Below are 17,409 nucleotides of genomic sequence, written 5' to 3' on the forward strand. Positions count from 1 at the left end.
GGGTGGCCTCCTCTAGACAGATGCGTCGCGCGGCACAGGCACCCGGAGGCTCGGCGCGTTACGAAGCGGGGTACACGCTGAGGCCTTGTTCGGGGGCATACTCGCCGCTGAAATCTGCGGATCGAATTGCACCAGGCGTTGTGATTTCTACCACATGAACGAATGTCCAACTGTGAAATGGACAAATGTGAAGATAAGTCCATATGCCCCACGCGTCGCCGAACTAAACAATCGTCCATTTACGATGTTTTTCGACGTCAGAGCGGAAACGGATTCGGCGGACACCACGAGTTCCGTCTGGGATCATTGCCGTCGCCTACGGGTTCGTCGCGGGCGATTTGCTCGGATCATGGTCGAGGGCCCTGAGTCCGACGCTGTCGCGGACCCAGGGCCCTCGAGGCCTAGGTGTTGATTCGACCAGTCCGACGTAGGGGGACCGGTTCAGGGAGGAGGCACCCTTTTCTGTGCTGCCGTCTGTGTTGCGAAATCTCTAGATGACGCCCAGCGAAATCATGGCGTCGGCGACCTTCACGAAGCCGGCGATATTGGCGCCGTGAACGTAGTCGCCCGGCTTGCCGTACTCGGCAGCGGTGTTGATGGTGCGCTTGTGGATACCGCGCATGATTCCGGCAAGGCGCTCGTCGGTGTACTCGAAGCTCCAGGAATCACGCGAAGCGTTCTGCTGCATTTCGAGAGCAGAGGTTGCAACGCCACCGGCGTTGGCTGCCTTGCCGGGGGCGAAGGCCACGTTCGCGTCACGGAAGAGCTGGATGCCGCCGGGGGTGGTGGGCATGTTCGCGCCTTCGGCAACGGCCTGAACGCCGTTGGCAATCAAGGTCTTTGCGGCATCTTCGTCGAGTTCGTTCTGAGTCGCGCAGGGGAGTGCGACGTCGCACGGCACGTCCCAGATGGACCCGTCGGCGATGAACTCGGCGTGCGGAACGGCGTCTGCGTACTCGCTGATGCGGCCGCGGCGAACTTCCTTGATCTCCTTGAGGAGGTCGAGATCAATGCCCTTCTTGTCCACGATGTATCCCGAGGAATCCGAGCATGCGATTGCGACGCCGCCGAGCTGGTGGATCTTCTGGATGGCGTAGATGGCGACATTGCCGGATCCGGAGATCACGACGTTCTTGCCTTCGAGGCCTTCACCCTTCGCCTTGAGCATTTCGGCGACGAAGTACGCGACGCCGTAGCCGGTGGCCTCGGTGCGAACCTGCGATCCGCCCCAGGTGATGCCCTTGCCGGTGAGGACGCCCGACTCGTACGTGTTGGTCAGCCGCTTGTACTGGCCGAACAGGTAGCCGATTTCGCGACCGCCGACTCCGATGTCGCCGGCCGGGACGTCGGTGTATTCACCGATGTGCCGCTGCAGTTCGGTCATGAAGGACTGACAGAAGCGCATGACCTCTGCGTCCGAGCAGCCCTTGGGATCGAAGTCGGAGCCACCCTTGCCGCCGCCGATAGGCAGGCCGGTGAGGGAGTTCTTGAAGATCTGCTCGAAGCCGAGGAACTTCACGATGCCCAGGTTGACGCTGGGGTGGAAACGCAGGCCGCCCTTGTAGGGGCCGAGTGCACTGTTGTACTGCACGCGGAAGCCACGGTTGACGTGAACGTTGCCCTGGTCGTCGGTCCACGGCACGCGGAAGATGATCTGGCGTTCCGGCTCGCAGAGCCGCTCGATGAGTCCGGCGTCGGCGTAGCGGGGGTGGCGTTCGAGCACTACGTGAAGAGACTCGAAGACCTCTGCGGCGGCCTGATGGAACTCGGGCTCTCCTGCATTGCGAACCAAAACCTGATCGTAAATCTGCGCTACGCGGTCACGTACGGACACCGCTCACCTACCTCGTTGTGAGAACTCTTTTACATTTCCGTTACATACTAGGCGCCTTTATTGCTGTATCGGACAACTGTCCTGTGAAGGTGAAATCGGACACAGCTGTCACTTGTGTCAGTTGAACGGGCGTTTTATAACAATTTGCTCAGCTTTCACTCTCTTAACACAGTCCAAATGGTTTGCTTCTGCAGTCGGGGGATCACTGTGCCCTGTGGTCCGAGCGTGAACGATCAGAGAGGCTGCATGTGCGTACGAAACACTCCATGTCGGCGATGTTGTCGATAGGCGTTGTCACGATTGCCGCGACGATTGCCGGGGCGCCGTCTGCTTCGGCGATCGGTGGACCGTGTGGTTCGGGAGGAAGCGGTTCCGCCGGATCGATGACAGGTTCGCTCGGCTCGCTGACCGGATCACTCGACAATGGTTCAGCTGGTACGGGATCCCTCGCCAACGCGTTGCCCTGGATCACCGGCGCCCCCAACGGCGCTCTACCGGTGCTGACCGGCCGGACCAAGGCGATAGAAATGGTCACTGGCCCAGGCAGTCCCAACAACACCATCGAGCGGTTCAACGTGTCGGGAACCGACCTCGGAATCATGTGGGACAACGGCCTTTCGGGGCCGGATCACGACGTGTTGATGGCCTTCGGCGATACAGTGGGCGACTGCGACATCCCGGGTGACGACTGGCGCAGCAACGTGTTGTTCCGCAGCAACGACACCGCCATCGCCGACGGTATGAAGATCGACAGTTCTCCGCTGGACGGCCCCAATCATTCCAAGGAGATCATTCCGGGATTCGGCATTCCGGGTGAGTTCACCACCATCCCGACCGCTGGAATCTCTTACGGTGGTGTGCAGTACATCAGATTCATGTCCGTTCGGTCGTGGGACGAACCCGGAGCTTGGACCACCAACTACTCGGCTCTGGCTTCCTCCACGGACAACGGTGAGAATTGGGAACTCGATCCGGCGACAGTTCGCGCCAATACCGAAGGACTCGGCATTCCGGGGATTCCGGCAGTATCGCCGATCAATTCCAACTTCCAGCAGAGCGCCTTCCTCGACGGACGCGACGGCTACATTTACGAATACGGAACTCCCTCAGGTCGTTTCGGTAAGGCGATCCTGGCGCGAGTTTCCGGCGCCGACATCAGAAACCTCGGCGCCTACGAGTACTGGGACGGCTCCGGTTGGAGTCCGCGCGATACCGATGCCGTTCAGGTCATCAAGGCACCGGTCAGTGAACTCGCAGTGCAGTGGAACGACTACCTGAACAAGTACGTTGCCATGTACACCAGTGCCGAGGGTAATCTGGTGATCCGTCAGGCCGACCAACCGCAAGGCCCGTGGAGCGGTACGCAGACCCTGTTGAGCGGAATCACGTTGCCCGCGTTGTACGGCGGATTCATGCACCCCTGGGCGAGCGGACAGTTCCTCGAATTCGTCGCCACCACGTGGGACCGTTACAACGTCATCTACATGCGGACCGATTTGAACGGACTCCAGATGGCGTCGTCGGATTCGCGCGATCGACCGGACCCCGCAACCACCGGTGAGGCTCGCGTCCTCGAAGTCACCATGCCGGAAGACCGCTAGCCCGAACAACGTTCGACAACTATGGCCTGCAACTCGATCGAGTTGCAGGCCATAGTTTCTGTGGGCACTGATATTTGGGTGATGATCAGAGAATGAAGAGCATTTCCTGATACGTCGGGAGTGGCCAGTGATCGTCGGCGACGATGGTTTCGAGGAAGTCGGCAGCGACGCGAACCTCGGCCATTGCGGGCAGGAGTGAGTCCTGTGCGTGCTTGGCCTGGTCGAATGGTGACTCGCCGGCGTCGGCGTCGATGGCGGCGCGCAGGGCAGCGAGCGCAGTTCGCAGGGCCGCAACTGGCGCCGACACTTCTTCGAGTGGAGCAGAATCCGGTTCGAGGCCGGCGGACTTCAGAGCGACGAAGTTTTGAGCAACTTCCGTCTGGTGGCGCACTGCCGCCGGAAGGATAAGCGTCGTACCGATTTCGGCGGCCAGGCGTGCCTCGACGCCGATGCTCAGTGCGTACTGTTCGAGTCCGACCTCGTAGCGGCTGTGCATCTCTCGGTGGTTGAAAACCTTGTACTTCTCGAAGAGTTCCATCGAGGACTCGGTGATCAGTTCTGGCAGAGCGTCCAGCGTCGTGCGAAGATTCGGCAGGCCGCGAGACTCGGCCTCGATCTGCCAGTTCTCGGAGTAGCCGTCGCCGTTGAAGACAACCGCACCGTGGTTGGTGATGATTTCGGTGAGCAGATTCTGGACGGCGGTGTCGAAATCGGCGCCGTCGGCGACTGCCGCCTCCAGTTCGGTGGCCATGTAGTCGAGAGCCTCGGCCATGATCGTGTTGATGGTGACCATCGGACCGTTGACTGTTTGCATCGATCCCGGCGCGCGGAACTCGAAACGGTTGCCGGTGAAGGCAAATGGGCTGGTGCGGTTGCGGTCGCCCGGATCGGTCGGCAGGACAGGAAGGGTGTCGGCGCCGATCATCATGGTGCCCTTGTCCTTCGACGACGTCGCCGCACCCTTGGCAATCTGCTCGAAGACGTCGGCAAGCTGATCGCCGAGGAAGATCGAGATGATCGCCGGGGGAGCCTCGTTGGCGCCGAGACGGTGATCGTTGGTGGCCGATGCGACCGAAGCGCGGAGGAGTCCCGCGTACTTGTGGACGGCCCGGATGACAGCGGCGCAGAAGACCAGGAACTGGGCATTGTCATGCGGATTGTCGCCAGGGACAAGCAAACTGCCGAGTTCGGAGTTGCCCAGCGAGAAGTTCACGTGCTTGCCGGAGCCGTTGACACCTTCGAACGGCTTCTCGTGGAAGAGACACTCCATGCCGTGCTTCTTGGCGATGGTTTTGAAGGTGGTCATCAGCAACTGCTGGTGGTCGGCGGCAATGTTCCCGCGCTCGAACATCGGGGCGATCTCGAACTGACCGGGCGCAACCTCGTTGTGCCGCGTCTTGGCAGGTATACCAAGTTTGAACAGTTCACGCTCGGTATCCATCATGAATCCGAGCACACGTTCCGGAATCGCCCCGAAGTAGTGGTCGTCGAACTCCTGGCCCTTGGGCGGCTTTGCGCCGAAGAGTGTTCGGCCGGCGTTGAGGAGGTCAGGGCGGGCGAGGAAGAAGTGGCGATCGATCAGGAAGTACTCCTGCTCGGGACCACAGAACGACACGATGTGCTCGGGGTCGGTGTGGCCGAACAACTTCAGGATTCGTTCGGCGTGGTAGCCCATTGCCTGCTGGGAACGCAGCAGGGGAGTCTTGTGGTCGAGCGCCTCGCCGGTCATCGAGACGAACACGGTCGGGATACACAGTGTGTTGCCGTTAGGGTTTTCGAGAACGTAGGCCGGGCTGGTGACATCCCAGCCGGTGTATCCGCGAGCCTCGAACGTGTTGCGCAGTCCGCCGTTCGGGAAACTCGAAGCGTCTGGTTCACCTTGGATCAAGGTCTTGCCGGCGAACTCCGCCAACGCGCTGCCGTCACCGACCGGTTCGAGGAAGCTGTCGTGCTTCTCGGCCGTCAAACCCGTCAGCGGATAGAAGACGTGGGCGTAGTGGGTCGCGCCCTTCTCCAGTGCCCAGTCCTTCATCGCGGACGCGACTGCGTCGGCGACCATGGGATCGAGCGGCTTGCCTTGTTCGATGGTCGCCATTACCGACTTGTAGACGAGCTTGGGCAGTCGCTTCTGCATGACCACCTTGTTGAAGACGTTGGCGCCGAACACTTGACCGGGCGTTTCCTCGGTCGTGAAACTGACCACCGGAGGTGTGTAGGCCTCGACGTCCTTGATCGCTTGCAAGCGAACTGCATTTCCACTCATGTGCTTACCCCTCGCCCGGGCCCAGGGCTGCGCTGCTGATTGCGAGCCCGACTTCGGCAAACCCTACGAACCTCCGGTATCGGGGGTGTTTCGTAGATATTGCGCCTGTCCGCAAACTTCGAGTCACAACGGAAATGTCGATCTGTCGGAGGTCTACGGCAGACTTCGAGCGGAGGGGTCAACGCGGGACAGTCGAATCGGAGAATCTTTGTGATCAGGGTTTTGGTGCCAACCACGGTGGAGCAGGGCGATCTCGCGGAAGTGCTTCGGTTGTACGACGAACTTGTCACCGAGACCCGAAAAGAACTCGGCTGCATCAACTACGAGTTATTGCAGCGCACCGACAATCCGTGTGAACTAGTCCTTGCAGAGGAGTGGGAATCGCAAGAGCACCTCGACGCCCACACCCATACCGAGCACTTCGTCAGGTTGGTCGCGGCGCTGGACCAGCTAGAGACAGCAGCGCCGGCCCAGATCTTCACGAAGGTTCTGTAACGGCGGAGTCAGCAACTAGAGCGATTGGTCGGGCCCAGTCAACGACGCGGGACCGGTACTCGGCTGGTGTGCGCCGGTGAACCGCTCGATGGCGGATACAACGACGACCGCGAGTGCCAGGATTCCAACGGTCCGGACGAGTGACGTCAGGGTCTTCAGAAGTGCCTTCTTCATGCGAGGCAGATTACTGCGGGCGGCACGCAATTTGTGGGCTAGGTTTCGGTCCGCTGTGGAACCCGCATCGATATCATCTGCATTGTTGCTCGACTCATATCTGTCAAAGTGAGCTATGGCATCGAAGAAGAAACCACCACCAAACAAGCGTGCCCGCAAAGTGATGAACCGGCAACGCCGCCTCGCAGAGCAGGAGGCGGCAAGGGAGCGTCACACTCGCCTGGTCGTCGAGAGGTCGGGTGATCCACGGTTCATACAGCAAACGGCGACGTCCACGGGGCGAAAGTTGTCATGGACTGATCAAACCGTCGGTGCTGAAGAACTTCAACAGGCTTTTCGCGAGCAGCGCGAGGCCTTCATCGAGAAGTTTGGCCGGGAGCCCGGTCCAGATGACCCGCTACTCTTTGATCCGAACAGCGGCACACCGCAGGAACTGACCCAAGCCACGATCGACGCTGACATAGACCAGATGATCGAGAACATCAGCGGCACTGACATAAACCCGGCCTATCTGATGGCCTTCAAAGAACTCGGATACCTGGTGACCGAAGTGAACCAGCATCTGTTCTCGGCCGCAGATCTAGAGCTTTGGAATGAAACTGTCGATTTCTACTGGGTCGACGATGAGGAGGCGGCCGCCGGGAGTTCCTGAATTCTTCCGGTCAGACCAGAATTCGGCGAGGGCATCCTCAGGGTAGTTGGAGCTTCACCACGACACCTCAAGTCAGCGAGCATCTGAATTGGATCAAGGATTGCACCGATCAGTGCATATGATTCGGGGCGTGGGTTCGAGGATTGACGGCCTCTGTAAATCTCAATATTCAGACCAAGCTCGATCCCTCTAATGCAAATTCCGCGTAGGTAGAAGTGATTAAATTCGCCTTCTGCCAGTGTAGTTGGCGCGTTGGTCGGCAGTTTCCTTCGGTAGGGTACTCCGTTCCGAATCCCCCGTTCGAAATCAATCCACTTACTAGGATGAGAAATATCGATTTCAAGGGTGCGATCTGTACCGGCAGTGAGGGCTTGTTTGAGTAAAAGTGGCCAGACAGCCTTGCCCTCAACGCTTAGGCGATCGCTCAGATAGAGCGAGCCGATATTCATATCGGTCTCCAGCTCGCTCAGCATGTGCTTCCGCGATTCGTCATCGAGACTGTCGTACCTGAGGGCCATCAGATGTTCTCCCCATTGGTAGGCTTGATGAATTCTGCCGCAGGATCCCGCAAGGTATCGTCCTGATATGCAAGGCGCCTGTGCGATTGGAGCGAAATTATTGCATCTCTGAAATTCTCGAAATTAGGGACATTCGGATTTGATATATCAGCTAATTCGAACTCGCGCGATATTCTTCCAATTCGAATAGACATCGTCTCGCCGTACTCGGTTGATTCCAGGGCGGAATTGATATCCTTCAGAAGTTTGACGGCCTCGAATTTTCTCATACCATTTTTGTGATCGGATTTGAAGATTTCAATAGCCCTCGTCAATCTGTCTTCGTCAAGATCGCGAGCCTCCTCGGAGGCGGCGGTGTCTAGAACAGAGCTTAAGTAGCTAAGAAGTGATGTGAAATTCGTAGCTAGCTCATTGAGGCCGCCGACAGAATCGGAGTTCGATAGTAGTGAGACAACTTCCCTGGCGAATCCCGCCTTTTCGATATGTTCATCGGGAAAGCAATCGATATAGTCAGACTTCAAAGCCTCCCACACATTTCCATCCGATTCGATAAGGCGGGACTCAATAGAGAGAGGTGTAAATTGGGAAACATCCAAAGTCGATAGATCGGAAAACCTTGCTAAATAATTCAATGCAGCATGGTGCGCCACTTGGATTGGAATTAGATCTTCAATTTCCATCACGTTAATCTGGTTACCTAATGCTAGATCCGATTCCCTTCCCCAAGTATCTAGGCGTATAATATATTCATCTTTCAGTATGCGCTTCTTCCGTGCCTCACCTTTCTTTAATACCTTCTCGGCATTTCGGCCCGAAGAATCTCCGTCTAGAAGTGCAACGCAGGGTGGCTTAACTGAATCGCGTCCACGTGCAAGGTAAACCATGTAAGGAACAGAATCTGCACCTCCCGACGCCACGATCGTGACTTTATTGAGGTCGAGCGCTCCAACTGTCGTGCCATTTTTACGGACGAGCCACGAAGATATTCCTGCAAGCAGGATCTGATCAGCCTGGCCTTCGACGAATAAGTTCTGCCCTCCGATAAATGCAGTCTCTGCTACGTAAGAACCTAAGGAAGACCGAAGCGGTTCGTAGCGGTTGTTAGCTGCATCGCGCACCACTCGTGTGCCTTCGCGATCTGACCCTTTATCTAGCACTCGAATTCGATGTGGAGCATTCTTGTCCACAAGAAATGGAGAGTGTGTCACGTATATCACCTGACTTCGTGGCCCACCGTCTTCGGGTAATGCGTAGTCATGTAGGATTCTCAATAAGTCTGATTGGCCGGTGCTTGAAAGAAATGCATCGGGCTCGTCGAGAAGAAGTATATCAGGTTTGGTATTGTTAATTCTGTGGGCGGTTAATTGGACAAAGTAGCTTAAGAAGAATCTCAGACCTTGACTACGTTCGTCGAAAGAATATCTTGCGGCCGTACGATCTCGAATTGTGAAGGCGAGCTCGTATTCACGGGCTTCAACCATGAGATCGAAGTCGCGATCTTGCGACCACCAGCGCTGTATGTTGAGATTCTGTCGAATTGCGTCGTTCATACCGCCAACTAGGGCTTCGACTTCACCTTCACGTCCGGAGTCGATCGCGTCCCGTAGCTCTCGAAATATCCTGGGATCAATTCGGGCCGTATCCACCAGCAGCTGACGAGCAAGCTCGAATTCAGCGCGACGCTGTCGTTCAGCCTCCTCATTCGTAGCGCCACTTCCAACAACTAGCGAGGGCAACACTGCCGAACCCGCAGCCTCCGGTGTTGCTTCTGCGCCGAGCCCTATCAGACGTGCTATCAGCCCGGTGCGCGCTGCTCGATCGTGCAGCGGCATGCGAGGTTCGCCAATCAGTTCAGCGATAGAAACGCTGGCAGGTATCGCAAGGTTAGTTTTGAGGCGATGGATCTTTGGAAGCATTGATGTAAGGTCCGCGACCTGGGATTGATCCAGATCAATCCGTTCGGAATTCTGAACGATGAAAGGCGGGTAGTCACCGGGTCTATACAAACTGAATTCTCGGGTTCGATCAACATCCGGAATGAAAGACAGATCATCTGATTCGTCCGGAACGATCGTCGCTCCGAATTCGGGAGAACGAACACTTCCCGACATGACTGAGTACACGTCACTGTAACGACAGAGGTCAGCTCGTCTGATAGGACTCCCCGTCAGTGCGGCTTCGATGGCGTCGAGAAGCTGTGTCTTTCCCGCCTCGTTCGCACCTACGATCGCGGTGATTTCTGGATCGAGGTCGACACGAACGAATGGATACCACGCAGGGTTTCCATCTTCCCAACTCCGAGGCTGGGAATTCTCTTTCGCCCTCAGTTCGTAGTCGTAGTTGAACGATCTGAAGAACCGTGTGTGAACGCGCGACAGGCGCATCTTCAATCCCTTCGAGAGCAGAAAAGAACCAGTTTCGTTGGAAATGCACATTCAACCTCTGCGATGACGAAACTGTAACCCACTCTACCGACAGACTCAGATTGAGTGTCATAGAATGAGATGCGCTGTGAATCAGGATCTACGATTGGTGTGCACCGCGCCGAAGCTCGTCGAAGGCGGGTCACATAGTGCGTAGCTCAGAACAAGCAGTTTTCGTCTGACGGGTTAGCCCTCAGTAAGTAGGCTCAGTGGCTCAACGTTGAGGATATCTGCCATTCTCTCCAGTGTCTGCAGCGTCAGGTTTCGCTCACCGCGCTCGACGCCGCCCATGTAGGTCCGATGGACACCCATTACCTCGGCAAACGCTTCTTGGCTATAGCCGCGCTCTTGCCGGTACCGGCGCAAATTGCGCCCCACGACCTTCGGCAGCTCACCTTCCATAACAACCCGTAACGCTTCCGGGTTGCTACTTGAAGGTCTACACACTTATAAGTTGCATTCGGAGTCACTGGAGTGTCCGGTGCACTGAGGAGAGGGAATGCTATGAGCGGTGGATCCTGGGGCTACGAGTCCAACCAACGGGGCCTTAAGCAGCGGGGTTGGCGCGCGTACGGGTCAATTCAGGGCGCGCAGTTGCTCTTCGGAGTCGAGTGTCCAAACGAAAGTGAACCCAACGCCGGCTTGAACCCATCCCGGCACCTCAATTGTCAGCTCCCTCCCGGTACCGGCGGGGAGCTGACTCACGTACGGACGGCGTCGACTCGGAACGAGGTCGGAAACGCTCATGCGCGCAATATCAGTGTTCGAGTAGTCGACTTCCAGCGAGACGTTTCGGGCGGGTTGTGCGATAGCGAGGAACAGCCGATGGTTCGCGGGATCGACGATCGCGCGGTAAGCGTGGCGAATGCGAACAGGACGGGCATCGCGAACGACGTCATCACCGATAGCGGCCGAGTAGATCTGGCCGCTCCTACGTCCGCTTCGTCGGATTTTGCGAGCTTTGCCGCCGATGCTGAAGGCAACCAACTCGAATGCGTCCCGAGATGAAGCATCGAATCCTGGACGAGGAGTCATGAACCAGGTAGACGTGGCAGGTGCGTCCTCGATAAGTTCGTGGAATTCATCGAGATCTGAGACACACGCAAATCGTGCTGTCGGATGACTTGGGGTGGTGGTGTACTCCCATTCGATCAGGGCGTCGAGAAGAGGACGGCCTTCGGCCGTCCTCTCTAATGCAATAGAGAGTCGTACGTTTCTAATGCAATAGAGAGTCGTACGTTTCTAATGCAATAGAGAGTCGTACGTTTCTAATGCAATAGAGAGTCGTACGTTCACCTTGACGTCGTGCCAGCGCTCTGGTGTTCGAATAGCCTGGTCACGGATGTCTTCGTAGATCTCCCGTGCGAACTCATCATCGCCGAGCCGAAGCGATAAGACGTTGGTCGCAATCTCATCCAGAAGTTCGGGAGTCGCAACCCGCTGTAGTTCCTTCTTGTTAACCCTAAAGCCGTCTATCACGGCATCGACGAAGTCGGGCGTCAGATCTTTGAGTACGCGTCTGGTTCGCTCAGTGTCAGCGGCATCCTTGTCTCGTCCCGTGAAGAAGTCGATCGCAATGCCGATCGCACCAGTGACTAGGAGAACGTCCGAGAGCCCACGAACTAGAGCAACCAGTGCATTGGCCATATTTTGTGACGCGAGCCAATCGCTAAGAGCAGAAGCGAACAAACCCATAGCAACAAAAGCGATCCCAGTGAGGATAAGTTTGAGGCGATAGATCCGATCTAGTAGGTGTTCTTTTCTCATGCGATATCACTATTATCGCACATAGGACGGTCAATTGAAATGCTATCTGTCAATCCACGCGATCGTCGCCATCCGACCGGCACTACGCCCGTCTCTACGAGTAGAGTGGAAGGAGGGGTTGGAGAATGTCGAGACATTCTCAATCAAAACTCTTGACTCTACAACCCCAGCTTCGACCAGCTGTTGCCTCGCAACCCCCTTAAGGTCTGCCAGATAGTGCCCGTTTCTAGTCTCTTCAAAGAATGAACTGAACTTGTCGCCATTTTCAATTATGGAATCAAAAACTTCCTGACCGACTTCGTAGTCATGCTTCGAAATCGAGGGCCCTATCCATACATGCAGTCTATGTGGATTCATATCGAATTCGCTCACAAAGTTTTGTATAACTCCATTTGCTAACCCTCGCCAACCTGAATGAGCAATGCCGATGCAGGTTTGATCCTCATCGACACAGACCACTGGCATGCAGTCAGCCGAGGTCAAGATGCATGCCACGCCAAGCTTTTTAGATATCGCTGCATCAGCCATCTCTTCATGAGGCATAGGAGGAATCTTTACCACCGATGACCCATGGCATGTTTTTAACCAATATGACGTTACGCCGCGACGTTGCAATGATTCTTCTAATATCTTTCGCGACTTTTCGGCAGCGGTGCCACCACCCTCGTAAGTTTGAACCCCAGAGGTGCCGGTAGCTAAAGTAGAGTAAACGTGAACATTTTGCATCCACTCCCAGTCGGGCTGCAGGGTCTCTATTTCATCTAGTTTAATTTATGCCTCCAACTGATGGACTGTGCCGGATGAAACCATCGTCATTCTCATTAATTTGCATTGATTTTCGAACGAAAGGCTTGGGGCGCTACTTTTGTTATAGAAATCGACATAGTATCTATGCAACGCATTATACATTGGACGGCGAGTTCCGTCACGCCCACCTGCAATTATTTGAGGCAAGCTGCGCCCGTGATCGATTCGGCCATAGACCGCAATTGAGGTAATGCATTCCTTGTTGTCAACAAACATAGATCGAAATATTGGCAATTCTCCTACAGATTGAGATTCATACAGGCGAATCTCAATCTGCGTACTCAGCTGTTCTCTTAGATTGAGGAGTACGCCAAGGGAAAACCGGGCTTGGTCTCTGTACAAGTCTTCGCGGCAACTACGCAATCGGGCCGCTTCCCTTAAGGCAATAGAATCGGGATGGGCCATCACTATCTGAATCTTTCCAGAGCATTCTCTGACTCGCCGCACCATCTCTGCAAATTCCGGCAGTGATGCAAAATTGTATGCATTTGTTCCGATTATAAGGAACTCGCTAGTTGTTTTTCGAAGCGCAGTTCGGTAGGTATCTTTCGGGATCTTAGACTGTACGTGAGTAAATCCGGCTTTCCAGAAACTATTGAGTTCAACCGAAATAAGAACTAAAACTATCAATAGAGTACAAATGGTCAACCCTGCCAATATTTGCGGGACGCGAAATGCCGGAAAAAGAGCGACCGCGATCAGGATTGGTAGAATGATCGAAAATACTGAGGTTACAATGAAATTCCTCCGATTAAGGAGGAACTTGCTCGGACCTCGACCCTTTAAGTGATCCGACAGGAATCGCCACAAAAAGCTGATGATAAGAATCAATAAGGTTTGAGTAAATCCTGCCGAGATATTTATCCAAAAATCCTGTGATACAGACGCGAACTCAAAAGCAATAACGGTTTGCACTTGACAATATAGCTCCTGACGTAAGCGGGCTTGTATCGCTGCGGCTATCGCTTGGTGAATATACCTGAGACTTCAGGAGTCGCGTGCCGGAATAATGACACTCGCAGCCGCGCTAATCTGTCTTGTGGCGACTGCGTAGAGCTTCCGGAGCGCCGTGATTCGCCTTCGGATAGTGTTCTCGTTGTACCTCCGTCGTCGCAGCAGCGCGACGTATTGCCGGATCTCCTTTTCGGTCAGGTCCAGTGGGTCCTTATTGCGTTCAAGTGCCCAGATACAGATGCTGTCGAGGTCGCTCCAGTAGGCACGTGCGGTGTTATCCGTAATCGAGTAGTACCTGCTCCCGGAGCTCGGAGAAGCGGCGGTATCGAACCTCCAGCTGGGACGCCATCGGCATCAGGTTCTCGGGGTAAAACTCGTCGCTCATTGCTCCACTCTATTGGTTGCATGATCCGGCTAGTGCTATCACGCTCATGCTTTTCTTCCTCTGATCTGCGCGGATACGGTCATTCCTGTCACATCCATGGTTCGCAACCGCGATCCGTTTCGACAGAAAGAGCAGTCCATGTCTCAGATTTCTTCCCGTAGCAACCGGTCGCTTTCGGCCAGTCAGATCCCCGAGACTTTCACACGCGCCGAGGGTAAAGCGCTTTCGAGATCGCAGAACCGCGAGGGTTGCCCGCGGCCTCGTGGCCGGCACCCGCGTCCAGGCGGCCGGGATGGTCGCGGCTCTTGGTATGCAGACGACCGCCATGCTCAGCCGTGAGGCCGCATTTCAGGCCGACGGTGATCCCACCGCAACGAACCGTTTGAATCGCATTGTCGACGCATATGCCATGTTCGTGTGGCGTGAAGTGAATGGTTTCCGGACGTGAGCACCGCTGTGCCTTTCGGAATGGCTGATAAGGGTCAGACCGCGCAATGGCAGACATCGAGCGTCGCACCCTGGGCACTCAGAAGGAACGATTGCAAAGTGAGCGGATGCGGCTCCTCCAGGCTCACTATGCTGGCTATACCGGTCGAGCTCCTTAAGGAGGAGCAGGACCGGATAGCGCGCAGCCTGGCGGGGATCGAACAACGACTTGAAATATCCGGGACGCAGTTCGATGCCTTCGAGACATCACTACGACAGGCCCTCAACTACGCAGTCAACTGCGCGTCGGGCTACCGGCATGCTGGTAGCTCACCGGAAGGCCAGCAGGTGCGGCGCCTGTTCAATCAAGCCTTCTTCACCAAAATCTATATCAATCAAGCCTTCTTCACCAAAATCTATATCGACGAAGATACTGTCCGCGTTGATCTTGCCGATCCGTTCAAGACGCTCGTTGGTGGTGAGCTGCCGGACGCTGCCCGCAGTCGCGCCAAGACCTTGGCGACCAGCGCGAACGCCACCGGTGCCCTGCCCGAAACGCCCTTGACCGAAGTGCCGAAACGAACAAACAAAAAACTTGCGACTCGTGTCGTAGGTTTGAAATTGGCTACCTTGGTGCCCCCGGCAGGATTCGAACCTGCGACCAAGAGATTAGAAGGCTCTTGCTCTATCCCCTGAGCTACGGAGGCGCGTGGAACATCATACTCGAGCGTTCGGGATGTGACGCGCGCCGCCCAACTCCGACGCGTTGTCGTAGTCGGTTCGCGAAGGTCCTACCCTTGAGGTATGGCTACACCCGACCTCGCGCCGACAGATTCCCCACCGGAGTCCACTCCGCACAGCGGTGCACCCGCTTCTTCGACCGCCATATTCGTGGTCAGTGGACTCATCGCAGGGCTCACCGCAGCCATTGTGGTGGGATTCTCCGCGTCGCAGGCACTGACTCTTCTGGGCATCCCGGATCCAGGCCCGATCACCACGTACGGCCTGCCCGCGATGCGGGCACTGGGGGAGATCGCCGCGGTCATCGCGATCGGGTCACTGCTGCTGGCCGCGTTCTTCGTGCCGCCGCAGAAGTCGGGCGTCCTCGACGTCGACGGTTATCGAGCAGTCCGAACCGCGTCGCACGCCGCGATCGTGTGGGCGATCTGTTCGTTCATGATGGTGCCTCTGACGCTCTCTGACACGTCGGGTCAGCCGTTTGCCGAAGCGATCAAACCGGCGAACCTCTGGTCGGGACTCGATCAGGTCGAGATCGCCGGCGCCTGGCGCTGGACGGCGATCATCGCGGTTGTTCTGGCGATCCTGGCCCGACTGACACTGCGCTGGTGGTGGACCCCGCTGCTGCTGCTGGTCGGTCTCCTCGGACTGATGCCGCTTGCTCTCACCGGTCACTCGTCTTCGGGCGGCTCGCATGACATCGCTACCAACAGCCTGATCCTGCACCTCGTGGCGGCTTCGCTCTGGGCCGGCGGGTTGTTCGCGCTACTGGCACACGCGCGCCGCGGCGGCGATTACACCGACGTAGCAGCCCGACGCTTTTCGACGGTCGCATCCATCTGCTTCGTCGTCATGGGATTCAGCGGCGTCATCAACGCGATTGTCCGTCTGCCTCTCGACGACGTGTTCACCACGACGTATGGGCGATTGATCGTCGCGAAAACGGTTGCACTGATCATCCTCGGGTTCTTCGGTTGGGCTCAGCGGAGTCGGGCGCTACCGGCGCTGGCGGAGAATCCGAAGAGTCGCTCTGCCCTGATTCGATTTGCCGGCGCTGAAGGCATCGTGATGGCGGCGACCATCGGTCTCGCGATCGGCCTCGGTCGTACCCCGCCGCCCCCGCCGCTGTCGATTCCCTCGATTCCCGAGGTCGAACTCGGTTACAACCTTCCGGACCCGCCGTCGTTCATGGCCTTCGTGACGGACTGGCGATTCGACCTCATGTTCGGCACCGCCGCGATCGCCGCGGCGATTCTGTACGGAATCGGCCTGCGCAAGCTGGCCAAGCGTGGGGATTCCTGGCCTGTCGGCCGAACCATCGCCTGGATGAGCGGTTGTGCGGTGCTCCTGATCGCCACGTCTTCGGGCGTCGGCAAGTACGCGCCGGCAGTCTTCAGTGTTCACATGGGTGCGCACATGGCGCTGTCGATGTTGGGCCCAGTCCTGCTGGTTCTGGGTGCGCCGATCACGTTGGCTCTGCGGGCCCTGGATCCGGCAGGCAAGGACGGCGTGCCCGGCATTCGCGAGTGGATTCTGACCGCGCTGCACAGCCCGTTCTCGCGATTCATCACCCACCCGATCGTGGCGGCAGTTCTCTTTGTCGGCGGCTTCTACGCGCTCTACCTCGGCGGAATCTACGGCGCTACCGTCGACTCGCACAGTGCTCACCTGCTGATGAATCTGCACTTCATCCTCAGCGGCTATCTCTTCTACTGGGTGGCGATCGGAATCGACCCGTCACCGCGTCAATTGCAGCCGGTGACCAAGCTGGCGATGGTCTTCGGTTCACTTCCGTTCCACGCGTTCTTCGGTGTGGCATTGATGAGCACCACCGCTGTGATGGGCGGTGCGTACTTCCGTTCGCTCGGCCTGGGCTGGAACGACGACCTGATCGGCGATCAGCAGTTGGGCGGCAGTATCGCCTGGGCGACCGGCGAGATCCCGCTCATGGTTGTCATGCTCGCGCTTCTGGTTCAGTGGTCGCGCAGTGACGGCAGGACGGCGCGCCGAACCGACCGCGCGGCTGAACGCGACCACGACGCCGACCTCGCCGCACACAACGCGATGTTCGCCGAATTGGCCAGGCGAGACCGCGAAGGGTGGAAACCCCGTGAGGCTGCTGATGCGGAGACTGCCGGCGAGGACACTGCCGACGGGGCGCCCAGCGAGAAGGAATCCGACGAATCCTCCACTAGCACTTAGCTCCGACACTGCCCGGGCCATTCGGTCCGGGCAGTGCTGTTTCTCCACAGTTGTCCCGCCTGTACACAGGTCGAAATCGATCTCTCGCTCTACGGCCTTTGCCGTTCCACAATCGAAGCTGCCGACGCAATGATCGGCCCCGTGGCAGTTGGCGGGTTCTGGAGTTCGAA

General features: G+C 57.0%; 15 protein-coding genes and 1 tRNA gene. 5 read left to right on the forward strand and 11 right to left on the reverse strand.

Annotated features, from left to right (window positions below):
* Positions 1–490: 490 nt before the first annotated feature.
* A complete protein-coding gene (gene gdhA, locus ACFWEM_RS24800; protein WP_317556274.1) occupies positions 491–1,834 on the reverse strand; it encodes an NADP-specific glutamate dehydrogenase in 1,344 nt (447 codons plus the stop codon).
* 266 nt (positions 1,835–2,100) lie between these two features.
* On the opposite strand from gdhA, the gene ACFWEM_RS24805 reads away from it, so the two are divergent.
* A complete protein-coding gene (locus tag ACFWEM_RS24805) occupies positions 2,101–3,435 on the forward strand; it encodes a DUF4185 domain-containing protein (RefSeq protein ID WP_378538534.1) in 1,335 nt (444 codons plus the stop codon).
* 85 nt (positions 3,436–3,520) lie between these two features.
* Here the strand turns inward: ACFWEM_RS24805 and ACFWEM_RS24810 are convergent, their stop codons facing one another.
* Positions 3,521–5,698 carry a glutamine synthetase III gene (locus ACFWEM_RS24810; protein WP_378537904.1) on the reverse strand — a complete coding sequence of 726 codons (2,178 nt, stop codon included), beginning with the start codon at positions 5,696–5,698 and terminating at the stop codon, positions 3,521–3,523.
* A gap of 210 nt (positions 5,699–5,908) precedes the next feature.
* Between ACFWEM_RS24810 and ACFWEM_RS24815 the strand changes: the two genes are divergently transcribed.
* Positions 5,909–6,193, forward strand: a complete 285-nt coding sequence (locus tag ACFWEM_RS24815) for a putative quinol monooxygenase (protein WP_378537907.1) — start codon at positions 5,909–5,911, stop codon at positions 6,191–6,193.
* A 15-nt stretch (positions 6,194–6,208) separates the two neighbouring features.
* Here the strand turns inward: ACFWEM_RS24815 and ACFWEM_RS24820 are convergent, their stop codons facing one another.
* Positions 6,209–6,367, reverse strand: a complete 159-nt coding sequence (locus ACFWEM_RS24820) for a hypothetical protein (protein ID WP_378537909.1) — start codon at positions 6,365–6,367, stop codon at positions 6,209–6,211.
* Between the two features lie 115 nt (positions 6,368–6,482).
* Here ACFWEM_RS24820 and ACFWEM_RS24825 point away from each other — a divergent pair, with 115 nt between their 5' ends.
* Positions 6,483–7,019, forward strand: coding sequence for a hypothetical protein (locus ACFWEM_RS24825; RefSeq protein WP_378537911.1), 537 nt, complete (start codon positions 6,483–6,485; stop codon positions 7,017–7,019).
* Between the two features lie 517 nt (positions 7,020–7,536).
* Here the strand turns inward: ACFWEM_RS24825 and ACFWEM_RS24830 are convergent.
* From ACFWEM_RS24830 to ACFWEM_RS24860, 7 genes are all read right to left on the reverse strand, one after another.
* Entirely contained in the window at positions 7,537–9,972 is a 2,436-nt protein-coding gene (locus ACFWEM_RS24830) for an AAA family ATPase (protein ID WP_378537913.1), read from the reverse strand.
* Between the two features lie 174 nt (positions 9,973–10,146).
* Positions 10,147–10,362: a helix-turn-helix domain-containing protein gene (locus ACFWEM_RS24835; protein ID WP_378537916.1), complete on the reverse strand. Its 216-nt coding sequence runs from the start codon at positions 10,360–10,362 to the stop codon at positions 10,147–10,149.
* A 174-nt stretch (positions 10,363–10,536) separates the two neighbouring features.
* Positions 10,537–10,995, reverse strand: coding sequence for a hypothetical protein (locus ACFWEM_RS24840; RefSeq protein WP_378537918.1), 459 nt, complete (start codon positions 10,993–10,995; stop codon positions 10,537–10,539).
* A 207-nt stretch (positions 10,996–11,202) separates the two neighbouring features.
* On the reverse strand, positions 11,203–11,727 hold the full coding sequence (locus ACFWEM_RS24845; RefSeq protein WP_378537923.1) for a hypothetical protein: 525 nt from the start codon (positions 11,725–11,727) through the stop codon (positions 11,203–11,205).
* 42 nt (positions 11,728–11,769) lie between these two features.
* Complete coding sequence (gene pgeF, locus ACFWEM_RS24850; RefSeq protein ID WP_378537926.1) at positions 11,770–12,453, reverse strand: peptidoglycan editing factor PgeF; 684 nt, start codon at positions 12,451–12,453, stop codon at positions 11,770–11,772.
* Between the two features lie 45 nt (positions 12,454–12,498).
* Positions 12,499–13,449, reverse strand: a complete 951-nt coding sequence (locus tag ACFWEM_RS24855) for a hypothetical protein (protein ID WP_378537940.1) — start codon at positions 13,447–13,449, stop codon at positions 12,499–12,501.
* Between the two features lie 72 nt (positions 13,450–13,521).
* Positions 13,522–13,773: a site-specific integrase gene (locus tag ACFWEM_RS24860; protein WP_378538537.1), complete on the reverse strand. Its 252-nt coding sequence runs from the start codon at positions 13,771–13,773 to the stop codon at positions 13,522–13,524.
* A gap of 362 nt (positions 13,774–14,135) precedes the next feature.
* Here ACFWEM_RS24860 and ACFWEM_RS24865 point away from each other — a divergent pair, with 362 nt between their 5' ends.
* Positions 14,136–14,321 carry a hypothetical protein gene (locus ACFWEM_RS24865; RefSeq protein WP_378537943.1) on the forward strand — a complete coding sequence of 62 codons (186 nt, stop codon included), beginning with the start codon at positions 14,136–14,138 and terminating at the stop codon, positions 14,319–14,321.
* A gap of 609 nt (positions 14,322–14,930) precedes the next feature.
* Here the strand turns inward: ACFWEM_RS24865 and ACFWEM_RS24870 are convergent.
* Positions 14,931–15,006: transfer RNA gene (locus ACFWEM_RS24870), tRNA-Arg, on the reverse strand.
* 97 nt (positions 15,007–15,103) lie between these two features.
* On the opposite strand from ACFWEM_RS24870, the gene ACFWEM_RS24875 reads away from it, so the two are divergent.
* On the forward strand, positions 15,104–17,239 hold the full coding sequence (locus tag ACFWEM_RS24875) for a cytochrome c oxidase assembly protein (RefSeq protein WP_378537949.1): 2,136 nt from the start codon (positions 15,104–15,106) through the stop codon (positions 17,237–17,239).
* The last annotated feature ends 170 nt before the right edge of the window (positions 17,240–17,409 follow it).

Origin of the sequence: Rhodococcus sp. NPDC060176 (genome assembly GCF_042728675.1) — a bacterium.
GTDB lineage: Bacteria > Actinomycetota > Actinomycetes > Mycobacteriales > Mycobacteriaceae > Rhodococcus_F.